The 18,685-nt window shown below is 38.2% G+C and carries 17 protein-coding genes; 12 read left to right on the top strand and 5 right to left on the bottom strand.

The window, feature by feature from the left end; genetic code table 11:
* Positions 1-2 precede the first annotated feature (2 nt).
* Together KM885_RS04140 and KM885_RS04135 are read left to right on the top strand one after the other, a co-directional pair.
* Entirely contained in the window at positions 3-389 is a 387-nt protein-coding gene (locus KM885_RS04140) for a type II toxin-antitoxin system RnlB family antitoxin (RefSeq protein ID WP_052771755.1), read from the top strand.
* Between the two features lie 441 nt (positions 390-830).
* The gene (locus KM885_RS04135; RefSeq protein WP_216883563.1) at positions 831-2,552 is read left to right on the top strand and encodes a glycoside hydrolase family 26 protein; all 1,722 of its coding nucleotides are present in this window, start codon (positions 831-833) and stop codon (positions 2,550-2,552) included.
* Between the two features lie 52 nt (positions 2,553-2,604).
* Here the strand turns inward: KM885_RS04135 and KM885_RS04130 are convergent, their stop codons facing one another.
* On the bottom strand, positions 2,605-2,928 hold the full coding sequence (locus tag KM885_RS04130; protein ID WP_047185815.1) for an ArsR/SmtB family transcription factor: 324 nt from the start codon (positions 2,926-2,928) through the stop codon (positions 2,605-2,607).
* A gap of 2 nt (positions 2,929-2,930) precedes the next feature.
* A complete protein-coding gene (locus KM885_RS04125; protein ID WP_216883562.1) occupies positions 2,931-3,356 on the bottom strand; it encodes an SRPBCC family protein in 426 nt (141 codons plus the stop codon).
* Positions 3,357-3,818: 462 nt separating this feature from the next.
* On the opposite strand from KM885_RS04125, the gene KM885_RS04120 reads away from it, so the two are divergent.
* The 10 genes from KM885_RS04120 (at position 3,819) to KM885_RS04075 (ending at position 15,709) form a co-directional block, all read left to right on the top strand.
* The gene (locus KM885_RS04120) at positions 3,819-4,250 is read left to right on the top strand and encodes a GNAT family N-acetyltransferase (protein WP_216883561.1); all 432 of its coding nucleotides are present in this window, start codon (positions 3,819-3,821) and stop codon (positions 4,248-4,250) included.
* Positions 4,251-4,922: 672 nt separating this feature from the next.
* Positions 4,923-5,651: a WecB/TagA/CpsF family glycosyltransferase gene (locus KM885_RS04115; protein WP_216883601.1), complete on the top strand. Its 729-nt coding sequence runs from the start codon at positions 4,923-4,925 to the stop codon at positions 5,649-5,651.
* The gene (locus tag KM885_RS04110) at positions 5,648-7,201 is read left to right on the top strand and encodes a putative polysaccharide biosynthesis protein (protein ID WP_216883560.1); all 1,554 of its coding nucleotides are present in this window, start codon (positions 5,648-5,650) and stop codon (positions 7,199-7,201) included. The genes KM885_RS04115 and KM885_RS04110 overlap by 4 nt, the downstream gene beginning before the upstream one ends.
* Positions 7,202-7,779: 578 nt before the next feature.
* Positions 7,780-9,654 (top strand): DUF5693 family protein, encoded by a 1,875-nt coding sequence (locus tag KM885_RS04105; RefSeq protein WP_216883559.1) that lies wholly within the window; start codon positions 7,780-7,782, stop codon positions 9,652-9,654.
* Positions 9,655-9,659: 5 nt separating this feature from the next.
* Positions 9,660-10,739: a polysaccharide pyruvyl transferase CsaB gene (gene csaB, locus KM885_RS04100; protein WP_216883600.1), complete on the top strand. Its 1,080-nt coding sequence runs from the start codon at positions 9,660-9,662 to the stop codon at positions 10,737-10,739.
* Positions 10,661-11,089 (top strand): hypothetical protein, encoded by a 429-nt coding sequence (locus KM885_RS04095; RefSeq protein ID WP_216883603.1) that lies wholly within the window; start codon positions 10,661-10,663, stop codon positions 11,087-11,089. The genes csaB and KM885_RS04095 overlap by 79 nt, the downstream gene beginning before the upstream one ends.
* 179 nt (positions 11,090-11,268) lie before the next feature.
* Complete coding sequence (locus tag KM885_RS04090; RefSeq protein WP_047185838.1) at positions 11,269-12,117, top strand: MurR/RpiR family transcriptional regulator; 849 nt, start codon at positions 11,269-11,271, stop codon at positions 12,115-12,117.
* Positions 12,118-12,274: 157 nt separating this feature from the next.
* Entirely contained in the window at positions 12,275-13,159 is an 885-nt protein-coding gene (gene murQ, locus KM885_RS04085; protein ID WP_047185822.1) for an N-acetylmuramic acid 6-phosphate etherase, read from the top strand.
* A 20-nt stretch (positions 13,160-13,179) separates the two neighbouring features.
* Entirely contained in the window at positions 13,180-14,559 is a 1,380-nt protein-coding gene (locus tag KM885_RS04080; protein WP_216883558.1) for a PTS transporter subunit EIIC, read from the top strand.
* A gap of 67 nt (positions 14,560-14,626) precedes the next feature.
* On the top strand, positions 14,627-15,709 hold the full coding sequence (locus KM885_RS04075; protein ID WP_216883557.1) for a DUF871 domain-containing protein: 1,083 nt from the start codon (positions 14,627-14,629) through the stop codon (positions 15,707-15,709).
* Positions 15,710-16,101: 392 nt separating this feature from the next.
* On the opposite strand, the gene KM885_RS04070 is transcribed toward KM885_RS04075, so the two are convergent.
* From KM885_RS04070 to KM885_RS04060, 3 genes are all read right to left on the bottom strand, one after another.
* On the bottom strand, positions 16,102-16,632 hold the full coding sequence (locus tag KM885_RS04070) for a hypothetical protein (RefSeq protein ID WP_204798008.1): 531 nt from the start codon (positions 16,630-16,632) through the stop codon (positions 16,102-16,104).
* 135 nt (positions 16,633-16,767) lie between these two features.
* Entirely contained in the window at positions 16,768-17,157 is a 390-nt protein-coding gene (locus KM885_RS04065) for a hypothetical protein (protein WP_204798007.1), read from the bottom strand.
* Between the two features lie 211 nt (positions 17,158-17,368).
* The gene (locus KM885_RS04060; protein WP_216883556.1) at positions 17,369-18,682 is read right to left on the bottom strand and encodes a DPP IV N-terminal domain-containing protein; all 1,314 of its coding nucleotides are present in this window, start codon (positions 18,680-18,682) and stop codon (positions 17,369-17,371) included.
* Positions 18,683-18,685 lie beyond the last annotated feature (3 nt).

Raw genomic sequence — 18,685 nt, 5'->3', positions numbered from 1 at the left:
GTATGAAGAGATATCATATTTTAGATTTGAAGAGTGACTCATGTAAAGTAGTGGTAGCTACTTCGTACGTCAGTCCTCTTTCTCAAGTATACGCTATTGCACTTGAATTAAAATCTATTGGTTATCAAGGTGATGTTATATTCGACCTTGTATTATCGAATGGTTTCTCAAGTAATAGATTTTTAAAGACAGATTTTGATGGTGAACAACTTAATATCGGTAAAATAGAGGTTCTACCTAAATTGAAGAGTAACATACTGGATGAATTATATGTATTCTTTTATGAGCATCCTCAATATGTAAAAGCGAGTAGTTTACCAGAGCCTCAGAAATATGTTTTATTAAATAAGGTTTTATATGGAGAAATAACAGGTTCTACTTGTAGCTAAGAAGTCGGATATGATAACGACTTCTTTTTTATTTTACCATTCTAAATATCACCTCCGAGCGAATACTGATTTATCAATGTGATTACTGATATCCCACTCGCCTGTACTGATATATGCTCATTGTTTGCCGATAACCCTCACGCAAGTACTGATATATGCTCATTGTTTACCGATATCCCACTCGCCTGTACTGATATATGCTCATTGTTTACCGATAACCCTCACGTAAGTACTGATATAAGCTCCTTGCTTACCGATATCCCACTCGCCTGTACTGATATAACCACCACAATTACCGATTTCCGCTCGCATCCCCTCCCCCCCAACCTTAACCCCACGTAAAAAATATTAACTTACTGTAATTTTCTCCCGCCTTTACAGACGCCAAGTATAAAAGACATTAAAATAGATTAGGATTATGTATAGGGAAAGGAGAAAAAAATGAAAAAGAAATATATCATTTCCATAGCTGCGATTATTTGCGTGTTGGCATTGATTGTTTTTGGTATAAATAAAATGGATACATCGTTTTCCGCTTCTACCAATGAAACGACAAAAAATTATTCCGATGACATTGTATTTGATGGGGATCATTATAAGGTGGAACATGCCCCTTTTGTAGAAGATGGCCACGTTTATATTGCTCTTTCGGATTTGGAAACCATACTTTCACCTAAAGTGGAGCGCACAGAGAATAAATTTACAATCACCTACGAAGATAATCAATTAAAATATGAAGATGAAACCATTCAAAACAGTAATGCAAAAGAAAGTGATATACAAAAGTATCAGACTAAGAATGATATCATCTATTTACCTGACCAGCATATCGAAAAATTCCTCGGTGTGAATGTGGGATACTTTTATAATAAAAAAACGGCTACCATCGCTCTTTCCAGTCCCACTGAACAACAAAAACAAACGTTTGATCAACAAATTGGCACGACAATTTTTTTACATAAAAAGGATGTATTACCTGCTAAATATGAGCCAAGGGATGGTCTTTATTTAGGTGGCTATGTTATCCAGGATGAGTACATTGATACGAGTATGAATGTTTTTAATGAGATAGCTGGAAAAAATCACGCTTCTTATTTCCGCTATGTTGGGTATGGCAAGCCTTTTCCGAAAGAATGGGTGGAGGAAGTGAAGTTGGTTGGTGGTTTTCCTCATATAGCTTGGGAGCCGAATGATGGCCTGGAAAAAGTGAAAGACGATGAATATCTCCGTCAATTTGCCAAAGATGCAAGTGATGCCGGCGTTCCGATTTTACTTCGTTATGCGAGTGAGATGAATGGAAATTGGACCGCTTATTCAGGGGATCCGGAACTTTATTTAGAAAAATGGAAGCTTGTACATGATGTCATGGAAGAAGAAGCTCCGAATGTCATGATGCTGTGGAATGTGTTTACGATGCCAGAACAATCGATTGCGAAATATTATCCTGGCGATGAGTATGTAGATTATGTTGGGGTGAATATTTACAACGTCGTGTATCATAACGATCGTTTGGAGGATTTATCCGATTTCGAGGATCCATTACGATTACTGGACTATGTTTACAACACCTTTAGTGACACGAAACCGATTGTTATTGGTGAGTTTGGTGCAACCAATTATACGGTAACGGATGGCTTGTATCATGTAGATTTTGCTGTAGAGAAAATCCAGCGCATGTACAAATATTTGCCAGAGCTCTATCCTCGTGTGAAAATGATTTATTATTTTGATGTGAATAATCTGGTAAACGCACCTGAAGGAAGGAAAATTAATAACTATGCGATCACGGAAAACGAAAGAATTACAAATGCTTATCGTACAAATGTGAAGAAAGATGTGTATTTATCTAGTGTTCAGGAGAATCCGTCAAACGAAGAGATCTTTTCGTATCGTGACTTCCTCTTTTTCTATAAAGGAGAGCTTTTTGTAGATAGACAATTTGTCCAGAATTATTTAAAGATGGAAATTCAAAAGGACGGGAAAAATACGTATAAAGTAACCTTTAACAACCAAACAGCTTCCATTCCAAAAGCAGATCTAACCATCGATAAAGCAGCCTTTTTCGAAAAACGAGATATTCATGGAATCGCCCTTGAAGCGTTGTTAGATGCATTTTCTATTAACTATGAATACGAAAATGGTGACATCCATATTTACCAATAATTATGATAAGAGAACCGAGAATGTTAATAAGACAGTCTCCGTTCTCTTATCTTTATTGGTTATCCTCTTCTACAAATTTTTTAAGAACTGCCAGCTTCTCATCCCAATAATGTTCAAAAAACGTAAGCCAATTTTGTATTTCAATCAGTGGTTCCGATCTAAGCGTATAACGTGTTTCACGTCCCACCCTCTGACTTCTGACAAGACCAGCATTAGAAAGAATATGAAGATGCTTATTTACAGCTGTACGACTTATCGGGAAGTGTTCCGTAATCTCAGCTATCGACATTTCTTTTTCAGCCAGTAATTTTAGCATATTTCGACGGGTAGGATCGGAAACTGCTTGAAAAACATCGTGCTTGGGTTGATCGACCATACTTAGGCCTCGATATATGCTGGAAGTTTCTCTTTTACAATTTTTTCCCATCCGCCGTCCATATGTCCGCGAATGGCAGTGTGTGGTTGTCCAAATTCGGTTACCTTTTCTGCATCCCAGCCAGAATGTACGAGAGTAAGCTCTGTTTTTCCATCGCTCAACTTTTTCAATTCAACGGAAAGGTGCCAATCTTTACCCCAGTCGAAACCAACACGGTTAGGTGGAGCAAGTTCCGTTACTTTGCAAGGAGAGTCACCGTACTGACCCGCATGAAGTACAAATTCATGTCCCAAAACAGGTTCAAATGTATTCGGCATCCACCATGCAGCAATGCCTTCTGATGTAGAAACAGCTTGCCATACTTTATCTATTGGAGCATTAAGTTCAACCGTTTTGCGTATTTCCGGTAATTTTTCTTGTGATTGCATTATTTTCTATTCCTCTCTTTCATTAAATAACACCCTTTAGTGTTATGTTTATTATAACACCTATTCGTGTCACATCAAGTACATTTTATTTTTCCCACAAACTCCTCTTTCATATTCTGATGGATGTGAATGAAAGATTTATAAATGAAATGTAAATATCATTAATCATTTGTAATTTTATTACGATCTTCATCAAAACCTTACAAAATTATATTACAATTAGTTTTGTAGATTAGATGATTTGGCATTTGCAACGGCTTTGGGGAATGTCAGGGTTGTTAGATTAATCACTACGATTAACGGATTCGCAAACTCGAGTAGCAAATTATTTACATCTAGTTGTTAAATAACAATAAAGATGTTGCTTGCTATTCAACGATCGGCAATTAACAGAATATAACGATTTGAACTAATCCTTTTTGAATGATGATTTATATGTACTATATTTTGAGGGGTGATAACGTGAATATTAGACCAAACAAAAAAACAGAAGTGAATAAATTAGTAGATATATGGTACGAAGGTTCCTTAATAGCGCATAGCTTTATTGATAAGGAGTATTGGAAATCACAGCGAACGGAGATGGAAAAAAAGTATATCCCAATGTCTGAAACCTATGTTGTAAGCAATGATAAAGATGTTGTCGGCTTCGTATCAATGGTGGACAATTATTTGGCTGCATTATTTATTGATGTGAAGCACCAAGGTGAGGGATACGGAAAGGAATTGTTAAATTTTATAAAAAGACAAAGGGAAAATATACAATTAAAAGTGTACAAGAAAAATAACAAAGCCGTTGATTTTTATTTGAGAAATGGCTTTGTTATAAAAGAGGAATCATTAGATGAACAGACTGCCCAGGAAGAATTTTTAATGGGTTGGGAAAAGTGTTGAATTTTTTATCGCTTTGATTAACGAATTCACGGACACGAGTATCGGATTAATCCCAAAGATTAACGGATTCGTGAACATGAGTATCGAATTATTCACTTTAATTAACGAATTCACAGGTACGAGCAGAGGATAGTTGTTGAGGGGGGACCCTGTGGGTAGTTCCCCCCCCCGGGACTTAATTGGAAACAATGATATACGGCACGAAGGTAAGGATATAAACAATAAACAATAGGATGGATACTTTTGCGTATTTAGATTTAAACAGATTATTTAATCCATTATTGAAAATGCCCAAGATAAAAACGCAAAAACATAAGCCTAATGCTCCCATTGCTACAATGAATAACATTTCTTCCATGAGTCCATTCCTTTCTGATTATTATTTATTTTAATCGTAGCAAGTGAAATAAGTTTGCGAAATCGAATCACCTAACAAAAAGCAGTAGGATGTGACGCTTTTGTCACTTGGTTGAACAAGGAGTGATTCAGTGCCAACAAGCAAACGCTAAAAAAGTTACCATACAAAAGAGCAAGACCCAGCTGAATCCGATATAATAAAGGGAGATTAATTGGCGAGGGAACTGGAGATACTGTGTATTTAACAACAGAAACATGTTCCCCCTCCCTCTCCATACTTATCCTTAAGCTTATAAAGGAGAAGCGTTACAAATGATGAAACACATAACTATTATGGGAGTTCCGTTTATAGATATAAATCAGAGGGATTTTGTTTCCCTTTTGGAAGAACGAATAATTCAACATGAAAAAACATTTGTGATTACAGCAAATCCGGAAATTGTGATGAAGGCGAATGAAGAGCCGGACTTTATGAACTACATTCAGCAAGCGACTTATGTTACGGCAGATGGAATCGGCATTGTGAAAGCTGCGAAAATGTTAGGGAATCCCTTACCGGAACGAGTTACCGGCTATGACACGATGATGCAGTTACTTGATGTTGCAAATGAAAAGGGTTATAAAATTTTCTTACTAGGTGCGCATCCAGATACATTACATAAAACGATCAAAACGATAGAAAAAGATTATCCCAATATCCATATTGTTGGATCGAATGATGGCTATTTTGATTGGGATCGTAATGATATTGCGGAGCGAATCTCCACTGCGAAACCAGATATTACATTTGTCGCATTAGGAGTCCCTCGTCAGGAAAAATGGATATCCGAGAATATCGCACAGTTTGACCGAGGCGTATTCATTGGTGTTGGTGGATCCTTTGATGTAATTGCAGGAACGGTGAAACGTGCTCCGATGATTTGGCAAAAACTGAATATCGAATGGCTGTACCGTTTAATCAAACAACCAAGCCGCTGGAGACGTATGCTCGCACTGCCACGATTTGCCTTTCAAATTTGGAAAAATAAAGGAAAATCACTATGAGCCGCTCCACACTCATCAAAGGGACGATTATGTTAACCGTTGCTTCCCTCCTTTCCAAAATATTAGGAAGCATCTTTCGCATCCCTTTACAAAATATTGCTGGAGATGAAGTGCTTGGTATTTTCAGCTTAGTTTATCCCGTTTATATGGTAGCACTGATTTTATCCGTTGCGGGAATCCCGACCGCCATCTCGAAGTTGATTGCCGAAGAAAGAGCACTCGATCCAAACGCTAATATTCGTCCGATTTATGTGACGGCAAGTATTTTAGCCCTTTCTTTTGGCGTTGTCAGCTTTACCTTCATCTACGTTTTCTCCTCCCCTATCGCTTATGCATTGGGAGGACCTACATCACGACTTTCACTCATTCTTGTAGCTACAACCTTACTAATCGCACCATACATGGCGGTTTACCGCGGATTTTTCCAAGGCTTTGGGGATATGGGGCCTACCGCCATTTCGCAAGTGATTGAACAATTTATACGTGTTGGACTCATTCTTGTTCTTGCCTATGTTCTTGTTTCGCGAGGACTTTCCAATGAAAAAATTGCCGGGTATATTATGATTGGTTCGGTCGCTGGGGCATTGGCATCTTTCCTCTTTTTAAGAGTAAAATTCGCACGATCACCTTTGAAGCCGGTATCGAATTCGTCTTATTCCTTTGCAACCTTCTCACATGTTGGGAAAAAAATTTTAAAAGTTTCTATCCCGATTGCGGTTGGTTCTATCACGATGGCTTTGGTTAATTTTATCGATTCCCTTACTATTCCATTTGGATTACGTTCGATAGGTGTAGATGGAGCTAGTGATATTCATTATTTATATGGTATCTATGGTCGTGGATTAGCACTTGTGCAGATTGCTACTGTATTTGCCACTTCGATTGTGCTTCCGTTAATTCCTTTACTTACGGAAAAGTTGGTAAATCATGATCGAAACGGGATGCGTACAACCATTGAGAAAGCTTTTTATATGGCAAATCTCATTGCTTGGCCTGCTGCTATTGGCCTGTTAGCTTTAACGTTACCAATGAATGTAGGATTGTTTTCCGACTTAGAAGGAAGCACGATGCTTGCCATTATTGGCTTCAGCTCTGTTTTTACTTCTTTAACCGTATTGGGTACGGGAATTTTACAAGGAATGAACTTAGCAAATCAAGCAGCATATATTATTTTGATTGGAATTGTCGTCAAAACCTTTTCGAATATCTTTTTAGTTCATCTTTTTGGGTTAAATGGTGCGGCTATTTCTACATTAGTGGTCTACATTTTTTTATTTATCGTGAACATGATATTTATTTACCGAAATATCCCTTTTTCATTTTGGCATGGTTGGCAAATCGTAAAAATGATCGTTGCATCCCTCTCGATGGCAATCATCATTGGCGCACCTACTTTATTTTTCCAAGTTGCAGAATGGCCGAGGTTGCAGGCTGTCTTATATGTGATGGGAGCAATCCTTGTCGGGGCAGTTATTTATTTTGGAATGTTATTCGTTTGGAACGTGATTGATAGAGAAAATGTGAAAAAACGTGTTCAAAAAGGAGGATGAAAAAGTTTCGCCAGACTTTTTGAACTTCCTCTAAAAATCTGGGGTGGGTGCTGATTTCCGGGGATCGGGTGCTGATATCTGAGGATGAGTACTGGGTTTCCGGGGAGTGTGTGCCGATATCTGAGGATGGATGCCGATATCCGAGGAGTGTATGCTGATTTCTAAGGAGTGTGCGCCGATATCCGGGGAGTGTGCTGATTTCTAAGGAGTGTGCGCCGATATCCGGGGGGTATGTGCTGATTTCTAAGGAATGTGTGCCGATATCCGAGGAGTGTATGCTGATTTCTAAGGAGTGTGCGCCGATATCCGGGGGGTATGTGCTGATTTCTAAGGAATGTGTGCCGATATCCGAGGAGTGTATGCTGATTTCTAAGGAGTGTGCGCCGATATCCGGGGGGTATGTGCTGATTTCTAAGGAATGTGTGCCGATATCCGAGGAGTGTATGCTGATTTCTAAGGAATGTGTGCCGATATCCGAGGAGTGTATGCTGATATCCGAGGGCCGAGTGCTGATTTCCAAGGGATGAGCACTGATATCTGTACCTCTAATTAATGAACTAGAGAGGAAGAATAACATAATGAAACAAAAGTGGGTTTGGGGCGTACTCGTTATTTTGCTTCTAATCTCGTCGGTTGGCCTGTACCAGCGTTGGAATGTGGAAACAACAAACAACCACTACGAAATGGTCGTTCCGTATGAGGAATTGAATACATTAACAAATGATTCTACTTTTTCAGTAGATGACGTTTTTTCCCGATTAAAAGATGCAGGATTAACATCAGTGAGCTTAAATCCGATGACATTAGTTGAACTTGACAATCAGGGCATCCTTTCGATTTATACAGATAAAATGCTAATGGAAATGTTGCGCTTTTCCATGGTGGATGAGCAAATTTCAGAAGTACCTGGATATTATATCACTATTCCAGATGGGCAATACTATGAACAAGTCATATTGGATGAAATCAACCCAGAAATACGGACAATTGCCGGTGAAGAATTTTACTTTTTACCAAAGGATTCGGGTAAAGGGTTGAACACGTTCCTTGGCTATGATGAATCAGTTATTCATGAGATTACGGAGCATGGATTAGATTATGTTCTGCGTATGGACAATGCTGTGGATTTTGACCAGGAAGCGATGGATCGAGTGCTTGAAGTTCATAATGGGGATACGAATATTCTGTTTCATGGCGAAGAGGTCATTGGTTTTCCTGAATTAGAGAAAATGAATAACTGGATCCGGCAGTTACATGAGGCTGGTTCTAGCTTTTACATGATTGAATTTGCCAAACAACATGGTTTTCAAACATTAGCACGAAACACAGACTATGACATCATTCGTTTGCATAGTATTGATTTAAATCAAAAAACCTTGGATGAAAGTGCGAATCAAGTTGTCCGTGCTGTGAAGGAACGGAATATCCGCTCGATCTTCTTCCACTTAACGTATGGGGATCCGGAAGAAAGTTTGGAAGATGCGGAGGAATTTTTGACTGAGATTCAGCACATGATGCCTGGTGGATTTCAATTAGGGACCGCTCAACCTTATGAGACGATTCCTGTTTTACTGTGGAATACACTAGTTGTACTCCTAGCTGGAATAGTTTTTACGTATTTAGCCGCAGCGAGAATATGGAAGTGGCGTAGTTTATCGATTATAGCAGGACTTGGTATGACCTTATTAGCCCTTCTGTACATTGTTTTGGATCGACTTGTGATTTTACAAGGTTTTGCCTTAATCATTGCTATCGTTACACCGATTTATGCTATTTTAGCTTCTTTGGATATGGGCGTTGGTCGGCTTCGTGATGTAACAATTCAATATATAAAGGCGATTGCGATTAGCTTTGTAGGAATTATAATTGTGCTTGGATTGTTAAACGGAAATGCCTTTATCACTGGGATGGAAATATTTAGAGGGGTGAAATTAGTTTACGTCCTCCCTATCGCTTTTGTCGGTGTTTATTTATTTTGGCAAATGGCATTTAGAATTTTACGCGAAAATGGCCCGCGTCTATTGAATGCCGAAGTGAAATATTGGCATTTGTTAGTATTCTTAAGTCTTGCAGCCATTGGGTTGTATTATGTTAGCCGAACTGGAAATGCGGGTACAGCAAGTGACATGGAACTTTTGCTTCGTCATAAACTAGAGGAGTGGCTCTATGTACGCCCTCGGACAAAAGAGTTTTTAATCGGATTTCCTTTGTTTATCGTTGCGTTGTATGTAAGACCGAAAAATAAATTACTCGGAAACCTGTTACTTATCCCAGGAACGATTGGATTTTTATCCATCGTAAACACCTTTACACATTTTCACATTCCGTTATATATCTCATTGCTACGTACCTTTTATAGCATCATCATTGGATATTTGATTGGCTTGTTGTTGATTTTTATTATTAAAAAATGCTATACCTATTTATCATCTAAATTGGCAAAAGCGAGGTGACCCGAATGCATGTTGTTCTATCAGGTTATTATGGATTTGATAACTGTGGTGACGAGGCGATTTTATATTCGATTATACAAGGATTGCGCGGCATTCAAGCGGATATCGACATTACCGTTCTGTCCAACAACCCGTCATATACGAAAGAGATGTATGGAGTAGACTCCGTTGACCGGCATCACCTCGGGGAAATTTCAGCCATTATAAAAAAAGCGGATGGCCTCATTAGTGGTGGCGGCAGTCTTTTACAAGATAAAACTGGATTGAAGTCTATTCCGTATTATAGCGGTATCATCCAACTTGCAACATTTTATAAAAAGCCTGTCTTTATTTATGCACAAGGGATGGGCCCGATTTCCAATAAATTAAGCAAATGGATTGTGAAACATACATTAAATAAAGTCGAGCATATTACGGTTCGAGATTTGGATTCAAAAAGGCTATTAGATGAACTTGGCGTAAGCAAGGACTCCACGATTGTGCCCGATCCCGTACTAGGCTTGAACAGCAATACTTTTTCATGCGACTGGCAAGGAAGCCGTAATGGTCCCATTGTAGCTGTTTCTGTTCGCGATTGGCCAAGCCAAATAACGTTCAAAAAGTATATCGCAGAGGCATTGGATAAGCTTGCCAGAAAAGGCTATTCGATCGTGTTTGTCCCTATGCACGGAAAACATGATGAAAAAGCATCCATGGACGTAGGCGATTTGATGCAAGAAGCGAGCGAGATTTTCCCATGTGATTGTGAAGTTGAAGAGAAAATAGCCATCATTGGAAAAGCCGATTTACTCATCGGCATGAGACTACACTCCCTTATTTTCTCAGCAATCACATACACCCCATTCATCGCCCTTTCCTACGACCCAAAGATTGATGCCTTTGCCGAGATCTGTAAACAACCAGTCATTGGCAACACAGAAATAGACGATTGGGATGGAGAAGCATTGTTTACGGTAGCAGATTCTATATTGGAAGACAGAGAAAATAAACGTGCGGAATTAAGGAAGTGTGTGGAGCCTTATCAGAAACAGGCTCTGCATACGCCGATGTACGCGTTGGAGATGTTGAAGAGGAAACGAGCATAGAAAGTGCTCGTTTTTTTGTTGGGGTGTGGTGGGATATTGAAAATGTGGAGCGGGATATCAGGATTGGTGCGTGGGATATCAGGATTCAGGGCCTCTTTATCAGGAGGGCATGTGCCTTTTATCGGGATAAAGTACCGGATATCAGCAGGCAGTTGACTTTTTTCGGCAAGCAGCTACCGGTTATCAGTAAGCAGTTGCTTTTTATCAGCAATCAGCTACCAGATATCAGTAGGCAATTGACTTTTTTCGGCAAGCAGCTACCAGATATCAGTAGGCAGTTGACTTTTTTCGGCAAGCAGGCACCAGATATCAGTAGGGCAGTCGACTTTTATCAGTGCAAAGCAATTTAATGAAATAACCACCTTTTCTTCACCCAGTTTTTTAAAAACCCTCAAACAAAATATCACAAACCCTTCTTCTTTTAATCATAGCCCACCTAGCCCAATATAAGATATGCAACAAACCGATTTCCTTGTATAATGAAAATAAAAGAACCGTCCCCACTTTGTCAAAGAGAGGAAATATGATTATGAACTCTATACTTGCGAGAATTAACGAAAATCTCCATACTTTATCAGAAGCGGAAAAGAAGATGGGTATTTATGTGTTGGAAAATCCAAAACTTATTCCTAATATGACGACGAAGGACCTTTCTAGGAAAGCCGGAACAAGCGAATCAAGTGTTGTTCGCTTTTGTAAATCCATTGGAATAGAGAGTTTTAAAACATTCAAATTAGAACTTGCCAAAGAGTTGGCAAAGGAAGATTTTAACCTTACTGATTTTAATTTTCTGCAAAAAAAGAGCGAACCCTATGATATTTTTCAACAAGTTTCCTTTGTCAATAAATCTGCCATTGAAGCAATCACTACCTCATTAGAACGAAAAGAATTTGAAAAAGCAGTGGATAAGATTCTTCATGCGGATAAACTTGTTTTCTATGGGGTCGGTGGGTCAGCAACAGCGGCATTGGATGGTTTTTATAAATTTACGAAACTTGGATATCCCAGTACAGCCCATCAAGACTTTCACTTTTTACTGTCATCTATTCCCTATTTAAATAAAAATGATGTTGTCATCGCGATTAGTATGTCAGGAAAAACAAAAGATGTTTTGGAACTATCCCGATTTGCTCAAAAAGAAGGAGCAACTGTGATTGCAATTACCAATCTTGATAAGTCCCCACTGTATAAAGAAGCGGATATCCGACTTTGTACACCAGTCGTTGAACAAGATTATCGAATTGGAAGTATCCCTTCAAGAATGACACAACTAACCATTATTGACGCATTGTACCTTAGCGTCTTAAATAAAAAAGGTGAAAATGTCCTCTCCCGCTACCATGAGGCACGAAATGAAGTAATTCGACTAAGAAGGTAATCACAGCTTAACATTTGGGGGCTTTCCCTCGAATCCTAGCCTGATACTTTCTTTCCCTATAACTATAGTGAAATAAAATTTCATAGTTTATTAATGTTATATTGACTTTATATTTCATAATTTGTAAAATAAAAGTGTAAGAAGAAAGGGTGAGAAAATGCTAAACAAATTAACAACAGAATTAAGAAACCCGCATAGCATAGATATAGATATAAAACCTATCAGAGAAATTTTAGAGATAATGAATCAAGAAGATAGTAAAGTTCCAACAGCGATAGCTAAAGAAATTCCTCAAATTGAAAGGGCTGTCAATTTTGCTATCGAGTCTTTTAAGCAAGGTGGTAGATTAATATATATTGGTGCTGGAACAAGTGGACGTTTAGGAATCCTAGATGCTTCAGAATGTCCCCCAACCTTTGGAGTATCGCACGACCTCGTTCAGGGCCTCATAGCGGGAGGATCGAAGGCCATTACAGAGGCGATTGAAGGTGCCGAAGATAATAATACTTTAGGAGGTGATGACCTAAAAGCCATTTCATTAACAGAGAAAGATACCGTAATTGGAATAGCAGCAAGCGGGAGAACGCCTTATGTCATTGGTGGCTTACAATACGCAAATGAAATTGGTGCAAAAACGGTCAGCATTAGTAACAATAAAGACTCTGAAATTGGAAAAATTGCTAATGTAAAAATTGAAGTGGTCACAGGCCCAGAAATCATCACAGGATCTACTCGATTAAAAGCTGGCACATCGCAAAAGCTTGTCCTAAACATGATTACGACAACAGCGATGATTGGGATTGGAAAGGTTTATCAAAACTTAATGGTTGATGTCCAACCAACAAACAAGAAGCTAATCGAACGATCCAAACACATTATTATGGAAGCAACCAATGCTGATTATGTAACAGCAGCAGATTACTTGAAAAAAGCAAATTATAACGTTAAAGCTGCCATTGTCATGATTTTATTAAATTGTACATTTGATCAAGCGGTTAAGAAATTAGAAGAGTCAAAAGGCTTTATTCGAAATACGAAATAGCTAATGAGGAGGGAGTCAGAATGAAAAAGGAGGAGAAATTAGCAAGAGAGATACTTGAACATGTTGGTGGGGCCGAAAATATTCGTTCCTTTACCCACTGCATGACTCGTGTACGAATTAATTTAAAAGAATATGAAAAAGCAGACATCAAACAATTGAAACAAACAGATGGAGTCATGGGTGTCGTGGAGGACGACACCTTACAAATCGTTGTTGGCCCTGGTACCGTCAACAAAGTTTCTAACCACATTACGAGCATTACAGGAATAAAAATGGGAGAGGCACTTGATGTCAATGAAGATAATATTGCGGAAATGACAAAAGCAGGAATTAAGAAGAAAAATAACACACCAATGAAAAATTTGCTACGTAAAATTGGAAGCATTTTCATACCACTTATTCCTGGTATTGTTGGTTCTGGAATCATCAACGGTACGGTAGGATTTTTGAAAAACTCCGGTGTTGATGACACATTAACATGGATGCAACTTCTAACGGTTCTCGGCGGCAGTATTTTTGCCTATTTAGCGATTGTTGTTGCTTGGAATACAGCAAAGGAATTTGGAGGCACCCCAGTATTAGGTGCTATCGCAGGTATCATCACCATGAACCCAGCGCTTGCAGACATTACTCTCTTTGGAAATAATTTAACACCTGGTTACGGTGGATTAATTGGTGCGATGTTTGCCGCTTGGCTCATGGTATTTTTTGAAAAGCAATTCAGAAAAATTATCCCAAATGCAGTTGATATTATTTTTACTCCATTACTAACGATTTTAGTTGTCGGTCTATTAACTTTAGTTGTGGTACAGCCAGTCGCTGGTGTCTTATCTACTGGAATCACGTCTGGAATTAATGCGGTGTTAAGCTTAGGCGGTGCAATCGGAAGTGCTATAGCTGGTGCCTTACTTGCAGGTTTCTTCCTACCATTAGTAATGCTCGGTCTACACCATGGGTTGACGCCAATCCATATGGAGTTAATCAACACCTTTAACTCTACCGCATTACTACCAATCCTTGCAATGGCTGGAGCGAGCCAAGTTGGAGCAGCAATTGCGATTTATGTAAAAACGAAAAACAAACGTCTACGTAATGTTATTAAAGGTGGTCTTCCAACAGGATTCCTTGGAATTGGCGAACCATTAATCTATGGTGTTACCTTACCACTGGGCCGACCTTTTATCACAGCATGTCTTGGTGCAGCAGTAGGTGGGGCCTTCCAAGCAGTTATGAAAACAGCAGCTACTGGAATCGGAGTCTCTGGTATCCCACTTATTCCATTAATTGCTGACAATAAGTATATACTCTATTTCCTTGGCTTACTCATCACGTATACAGCAGGATTTATCATCACTTATTTCTTTGGATTTAAAGAAGAGATGGCGGATAACTTGGATTAATATTTAAAAAGGAGGAAGGTAGTTTTCCTCCTTTTTCTTTAGTAAAACGGAAAGGTGTGTTATAGAAATGCTTGGTATTTCCATTTATTTATCAAACCAATCTATCACAGAACAAGAAACATACATTAAAAAAATGAATCAACTAGGGTTCAGTAGCATTTTTACCTCCCTACATATCCCGGAAGACGACCCCAATATGTATAAGGAAAGACTATTGGCGTTGGGTAAACTTGCCATAAAATACAACATGGAATTAATCTGTGATATTTCCCCAAAGTCTTTAAACTATCTCAGGCTTTCATGGGAAAATGCCCACGAATTAAAAAACTTTGGCATTACTGGTTTACGTGTGGATTATGGCGTAGCAGTAGAAACGATAGCTAAATTATCTAATCAAATGGCAATCGCCCTTAATGCAAGCACCATTACCCAAGAAGACATCGAGCAATTGCGAAACCATGGAGCAAATTTCACATCCATAGAAGCTTGGCATAATTATTACCCTCGTCCAGAAACTGGATTAGCTTTAGAAGACTTTAATGAAAAAAATCGTTGGCTAAAATCAGAGGGTATTAAAGTAATGGCATTCATCCCTGGTGATGGCGAAAAAAGAGGCCCACTATTCGAAGGACTCCCAACGATTGAAGAACAGCGAAGACAATCTACCTTTTCTTCCTTTTTGGAATTCGAATCTAATAAGTGGGTAGATAAAATCTTAATCGGTGACCCATCCATTAGTGAAGCATCTATGAAACAATTTGCAAAATATAAGGAAGGAATAGTTTTGCTTCGAGCAGATTATTTTGGAGGCGATGAGTATATCTACGACCGGTTAGAAACAAAACAAACCAATCGCCAAGATGCTGCAAGAGATGTTATCCGCTCCACTGAATCCAGACAATACGGACTAACTGGAGATTACCCCGTTAAACCTGAAAACACAATAGCAAGAAAGGCAGGATCTATCACCATAGATAACGAAAAATATGGACGCTATCAAGGCGAAATTCAAATCACGAAACGCAACCTCCCTGCTGACGATAAAGTAAATGTTATTGGCCTTGTAATTAAAAAAGATAGAGCAATACTTCCATATATTAAGGGAGGAATGAGCTTTCAGATTGAGTGGGTTGCATCCAAAGGGGATTAGTGGAAGCTTATTGTCTAATTGTAAAAAATCAATGATAGATATAAAGAAGACTTCCATCATTGGGAGTTTCCCTTTTTCCCAAAAGCATCGTTCCGTTACTCATCCACAGTGATCCTATTGGCACAAAATATCAGCAATCTATTGCTTTTTATCAGCAGGTCAGCCACGAGATATCAGTAGTCCCTAGTACTTTATCGGCATGCAAACAGGATAAAACCAATACCTTTACTTTTACAGAACCTATTCAATAATAAGTAAAGTTTAACTAAAACACCCTATAGGCCCACTCATAAAAGGAATCCACTTTGATAAATTATTATTCAAAGTGGATTCTATCTACATTTAAATTCAGTTTATAATAGAATACCCCTCATCCTATCGTACTTCAAACGTTAAAATCTAGCCTTATTCAACGCCCGTCGGTTAATCGAATTTTGTTCAAGTTCTCCTCGTGACGGTTCCGTTCCAAAAGAAATAGGTTCATTCAATTCCTCTGTATTATATTCCGTATAATTTTGTCTTCCCACTGTCTTATACTTTATTTCAAATTCTTCCTGGAATTCAGGTACCGTTGTTTCTGAAGGTGACTGTTTCATACCGGATATCCATGTTTCGAAATCTAACATTCCCCTATCAATGATACCGCATAAATCATCCAAGGATTGAGTCAACTCTACCAAACAATCCAATCCATTGCGTAGCATAATTCCTTTTTTCTTAGCCTTTTCAACAGAGTGTTCAAGTTTGTAAAAATTCTCATTGTAATCAAATTCAACATAGCAGCTAGTACGATCCCAATTGAAATGAAAATCTTGAACCTTTAAACGTTTCATAACATCAGTAAGTTTTCTTTCATACATGCTTTGCTCGTCATTTGGCATCCATTTTAATAGATTTCTTGCAACAAAATTTCTTTTTGGCATATCATTCACCTTCCTTGTAGATTCCGTTAGTGTTTCGAGGCAATAATCTTATATGAATAATTTCTACAAAATGGACGAGATTCCTTTAATAATCGTTCTACAATTATCGACTATTTTTTCAAAACCAAAGTAACCTTAGTAGCGCTTTGACAAAACGACAAATGAAGAAAATACAGTTATCATCGCTAGTGTTGCTAACAAACTAACCGTCTGATATCCGTTTAGATCAATGATTTTCAATTGAAAGAGTGGCATGAGAATAATCATATAACCCAAAATAAAGAGGAAACTAAAAAACACTCCTCTTTCTCGTATTCTTTTTGAACGCTCATCATCTTCTTTAAATTGTGGATAGAGATAGGATAGACAAAAGGACATAACAGCCGTACCTAAAAAAACAAGCTCATGTCCAACAAAGAAATCTCCTGTTGATATGCTGGAAAAAATGATAAGCAAACTATTAAGTAGAAATATAAAACCACTTATGAAGAAAAGCCTTCTCCCTGCCTTACTACTCATTTTCATGAAACCCCCTCCTCCTTATTGAAGTAATTTTATCTTGTTATACAATTCATCTTCTATCCATCATTATAAAGTAAAGGAAACCCGACTGTAAAGGATACTTTACATAAAAGTAGCACCTCCTAATATCGGGGGTGCTACTTAAACATTAAACATAATATATTTTCAATATAAAATAACGTATCTTATAACCTTTCCCATGCACAACTATCCTTTATTTCGCAAACCGCTTAAAAATAAACACAAACAAGACAATTATCACGGAACAGCCAAAAATCCCTACAGCCAACATCATAAGTCCAATTCCATACCAAGGATCAACCATTCTGGCCACCACAAAACTTGCTGCAAATGTTAGTATGGCAATCGCAAAACTAATGATGGAAGGCAGATAGGCTTTACCCAAATGATGATAATGTAAGTAAACACTTAGTAACCCCATCAGTAACATATATAGGATCGCAATAGTTAAGGTGTTTACCGAACGATCAAACATTTGTATGAATCGATTGTCACCTGATGATTGAGGTGCATCTAGGTTAACAGCTTCGATGTTGTGCGTTGTTGGATCAATGGTCATTAACCGATACACAGCTGGGGCATTTGACCAATTAGTGTTTTCCAGAAAAGCGATTTTATTTTCCTTATGAAAAAAGGTTGGAGATGTTACGGCTTTTTTCAAGTCTGTTAATCTCTCCACTTTTTGCGTATCCAAGTTTAATAAAAACAAATCATACTTAAAAAGCGAACTATCTTGTGATTCCTGCGAAACGTCTGTAAACGCTAAATACCTTCCGTCCGGTGACAATTTTGGTTCATAAAAGGACTGTGTATTAATCATCTTCGCAGAAAGAATGGACGGACTAATATTTACTTTTCCATCTTCGAATGAGTAGGAATAAATCCGATCTTTGCTCCCGTCAAATTCACTATAAAAAATCGTGTCTCCATCAGGCGAAAGAAAGAGATAATCCATGGAAAAATGATCGGCATCCGTCAACTTTTTCATATGTTCCCCATCTACCTCAATAGAATATAAGTCATATCCTTCTCTTGATTCTTCGCCTTTTTTAAACTCTTCCGCTTCTACTGCAACGAAATAAATTGTTTCCCCATCATGTGAAAAAATAGCGTCTGTTACGTGAAACTTGCTGTCCGTCAATGGCCTACCTTCACTTCCATCTTGGTTGACCATCCTTAGAGTTTGAATCCCTTCCGCATCTTTACTTAAATAAACAAGCTTTTTACCATCAGGTGAGTATTTTGGTTGGCTATCCCGCTGGTTATTTGAATTGGTTATTTGTTTAACATGAGTGCCATCAGGATTTGCCGTATAAATGGATTCCTTACCATCTACATAGTAAGAAAAAGCGATTTTCGAATCATCTGGCGTTACACTAATTTCTTCTCCGAGTCCAGTAAAATAGCGATATGGATCGTCATCTCTTAAAATGGCATAAAGTAACGTACCTACAAATAACAAAACAACCGCGCCAATAGTTACTAAAAAGATGCGTTTTCGTTTCATGTA

The sequence above is a fragment of the Oceanobacillus caeni genome, assembly GCF_019037185.1.
In the GTDB taxonomy this organism is placed as follows: domain Bacteria; phylum Bacillota; class Bacilli; order Bacillales; family Amphibacillaceae; genus Oceanobacillus; species Oceanobacillus caeni.
The sequence above is the reverse complement of the archived record's forward strand: the minus strand, read 5'-3'. Positions and strand labels throughout refer to the sequence as shown.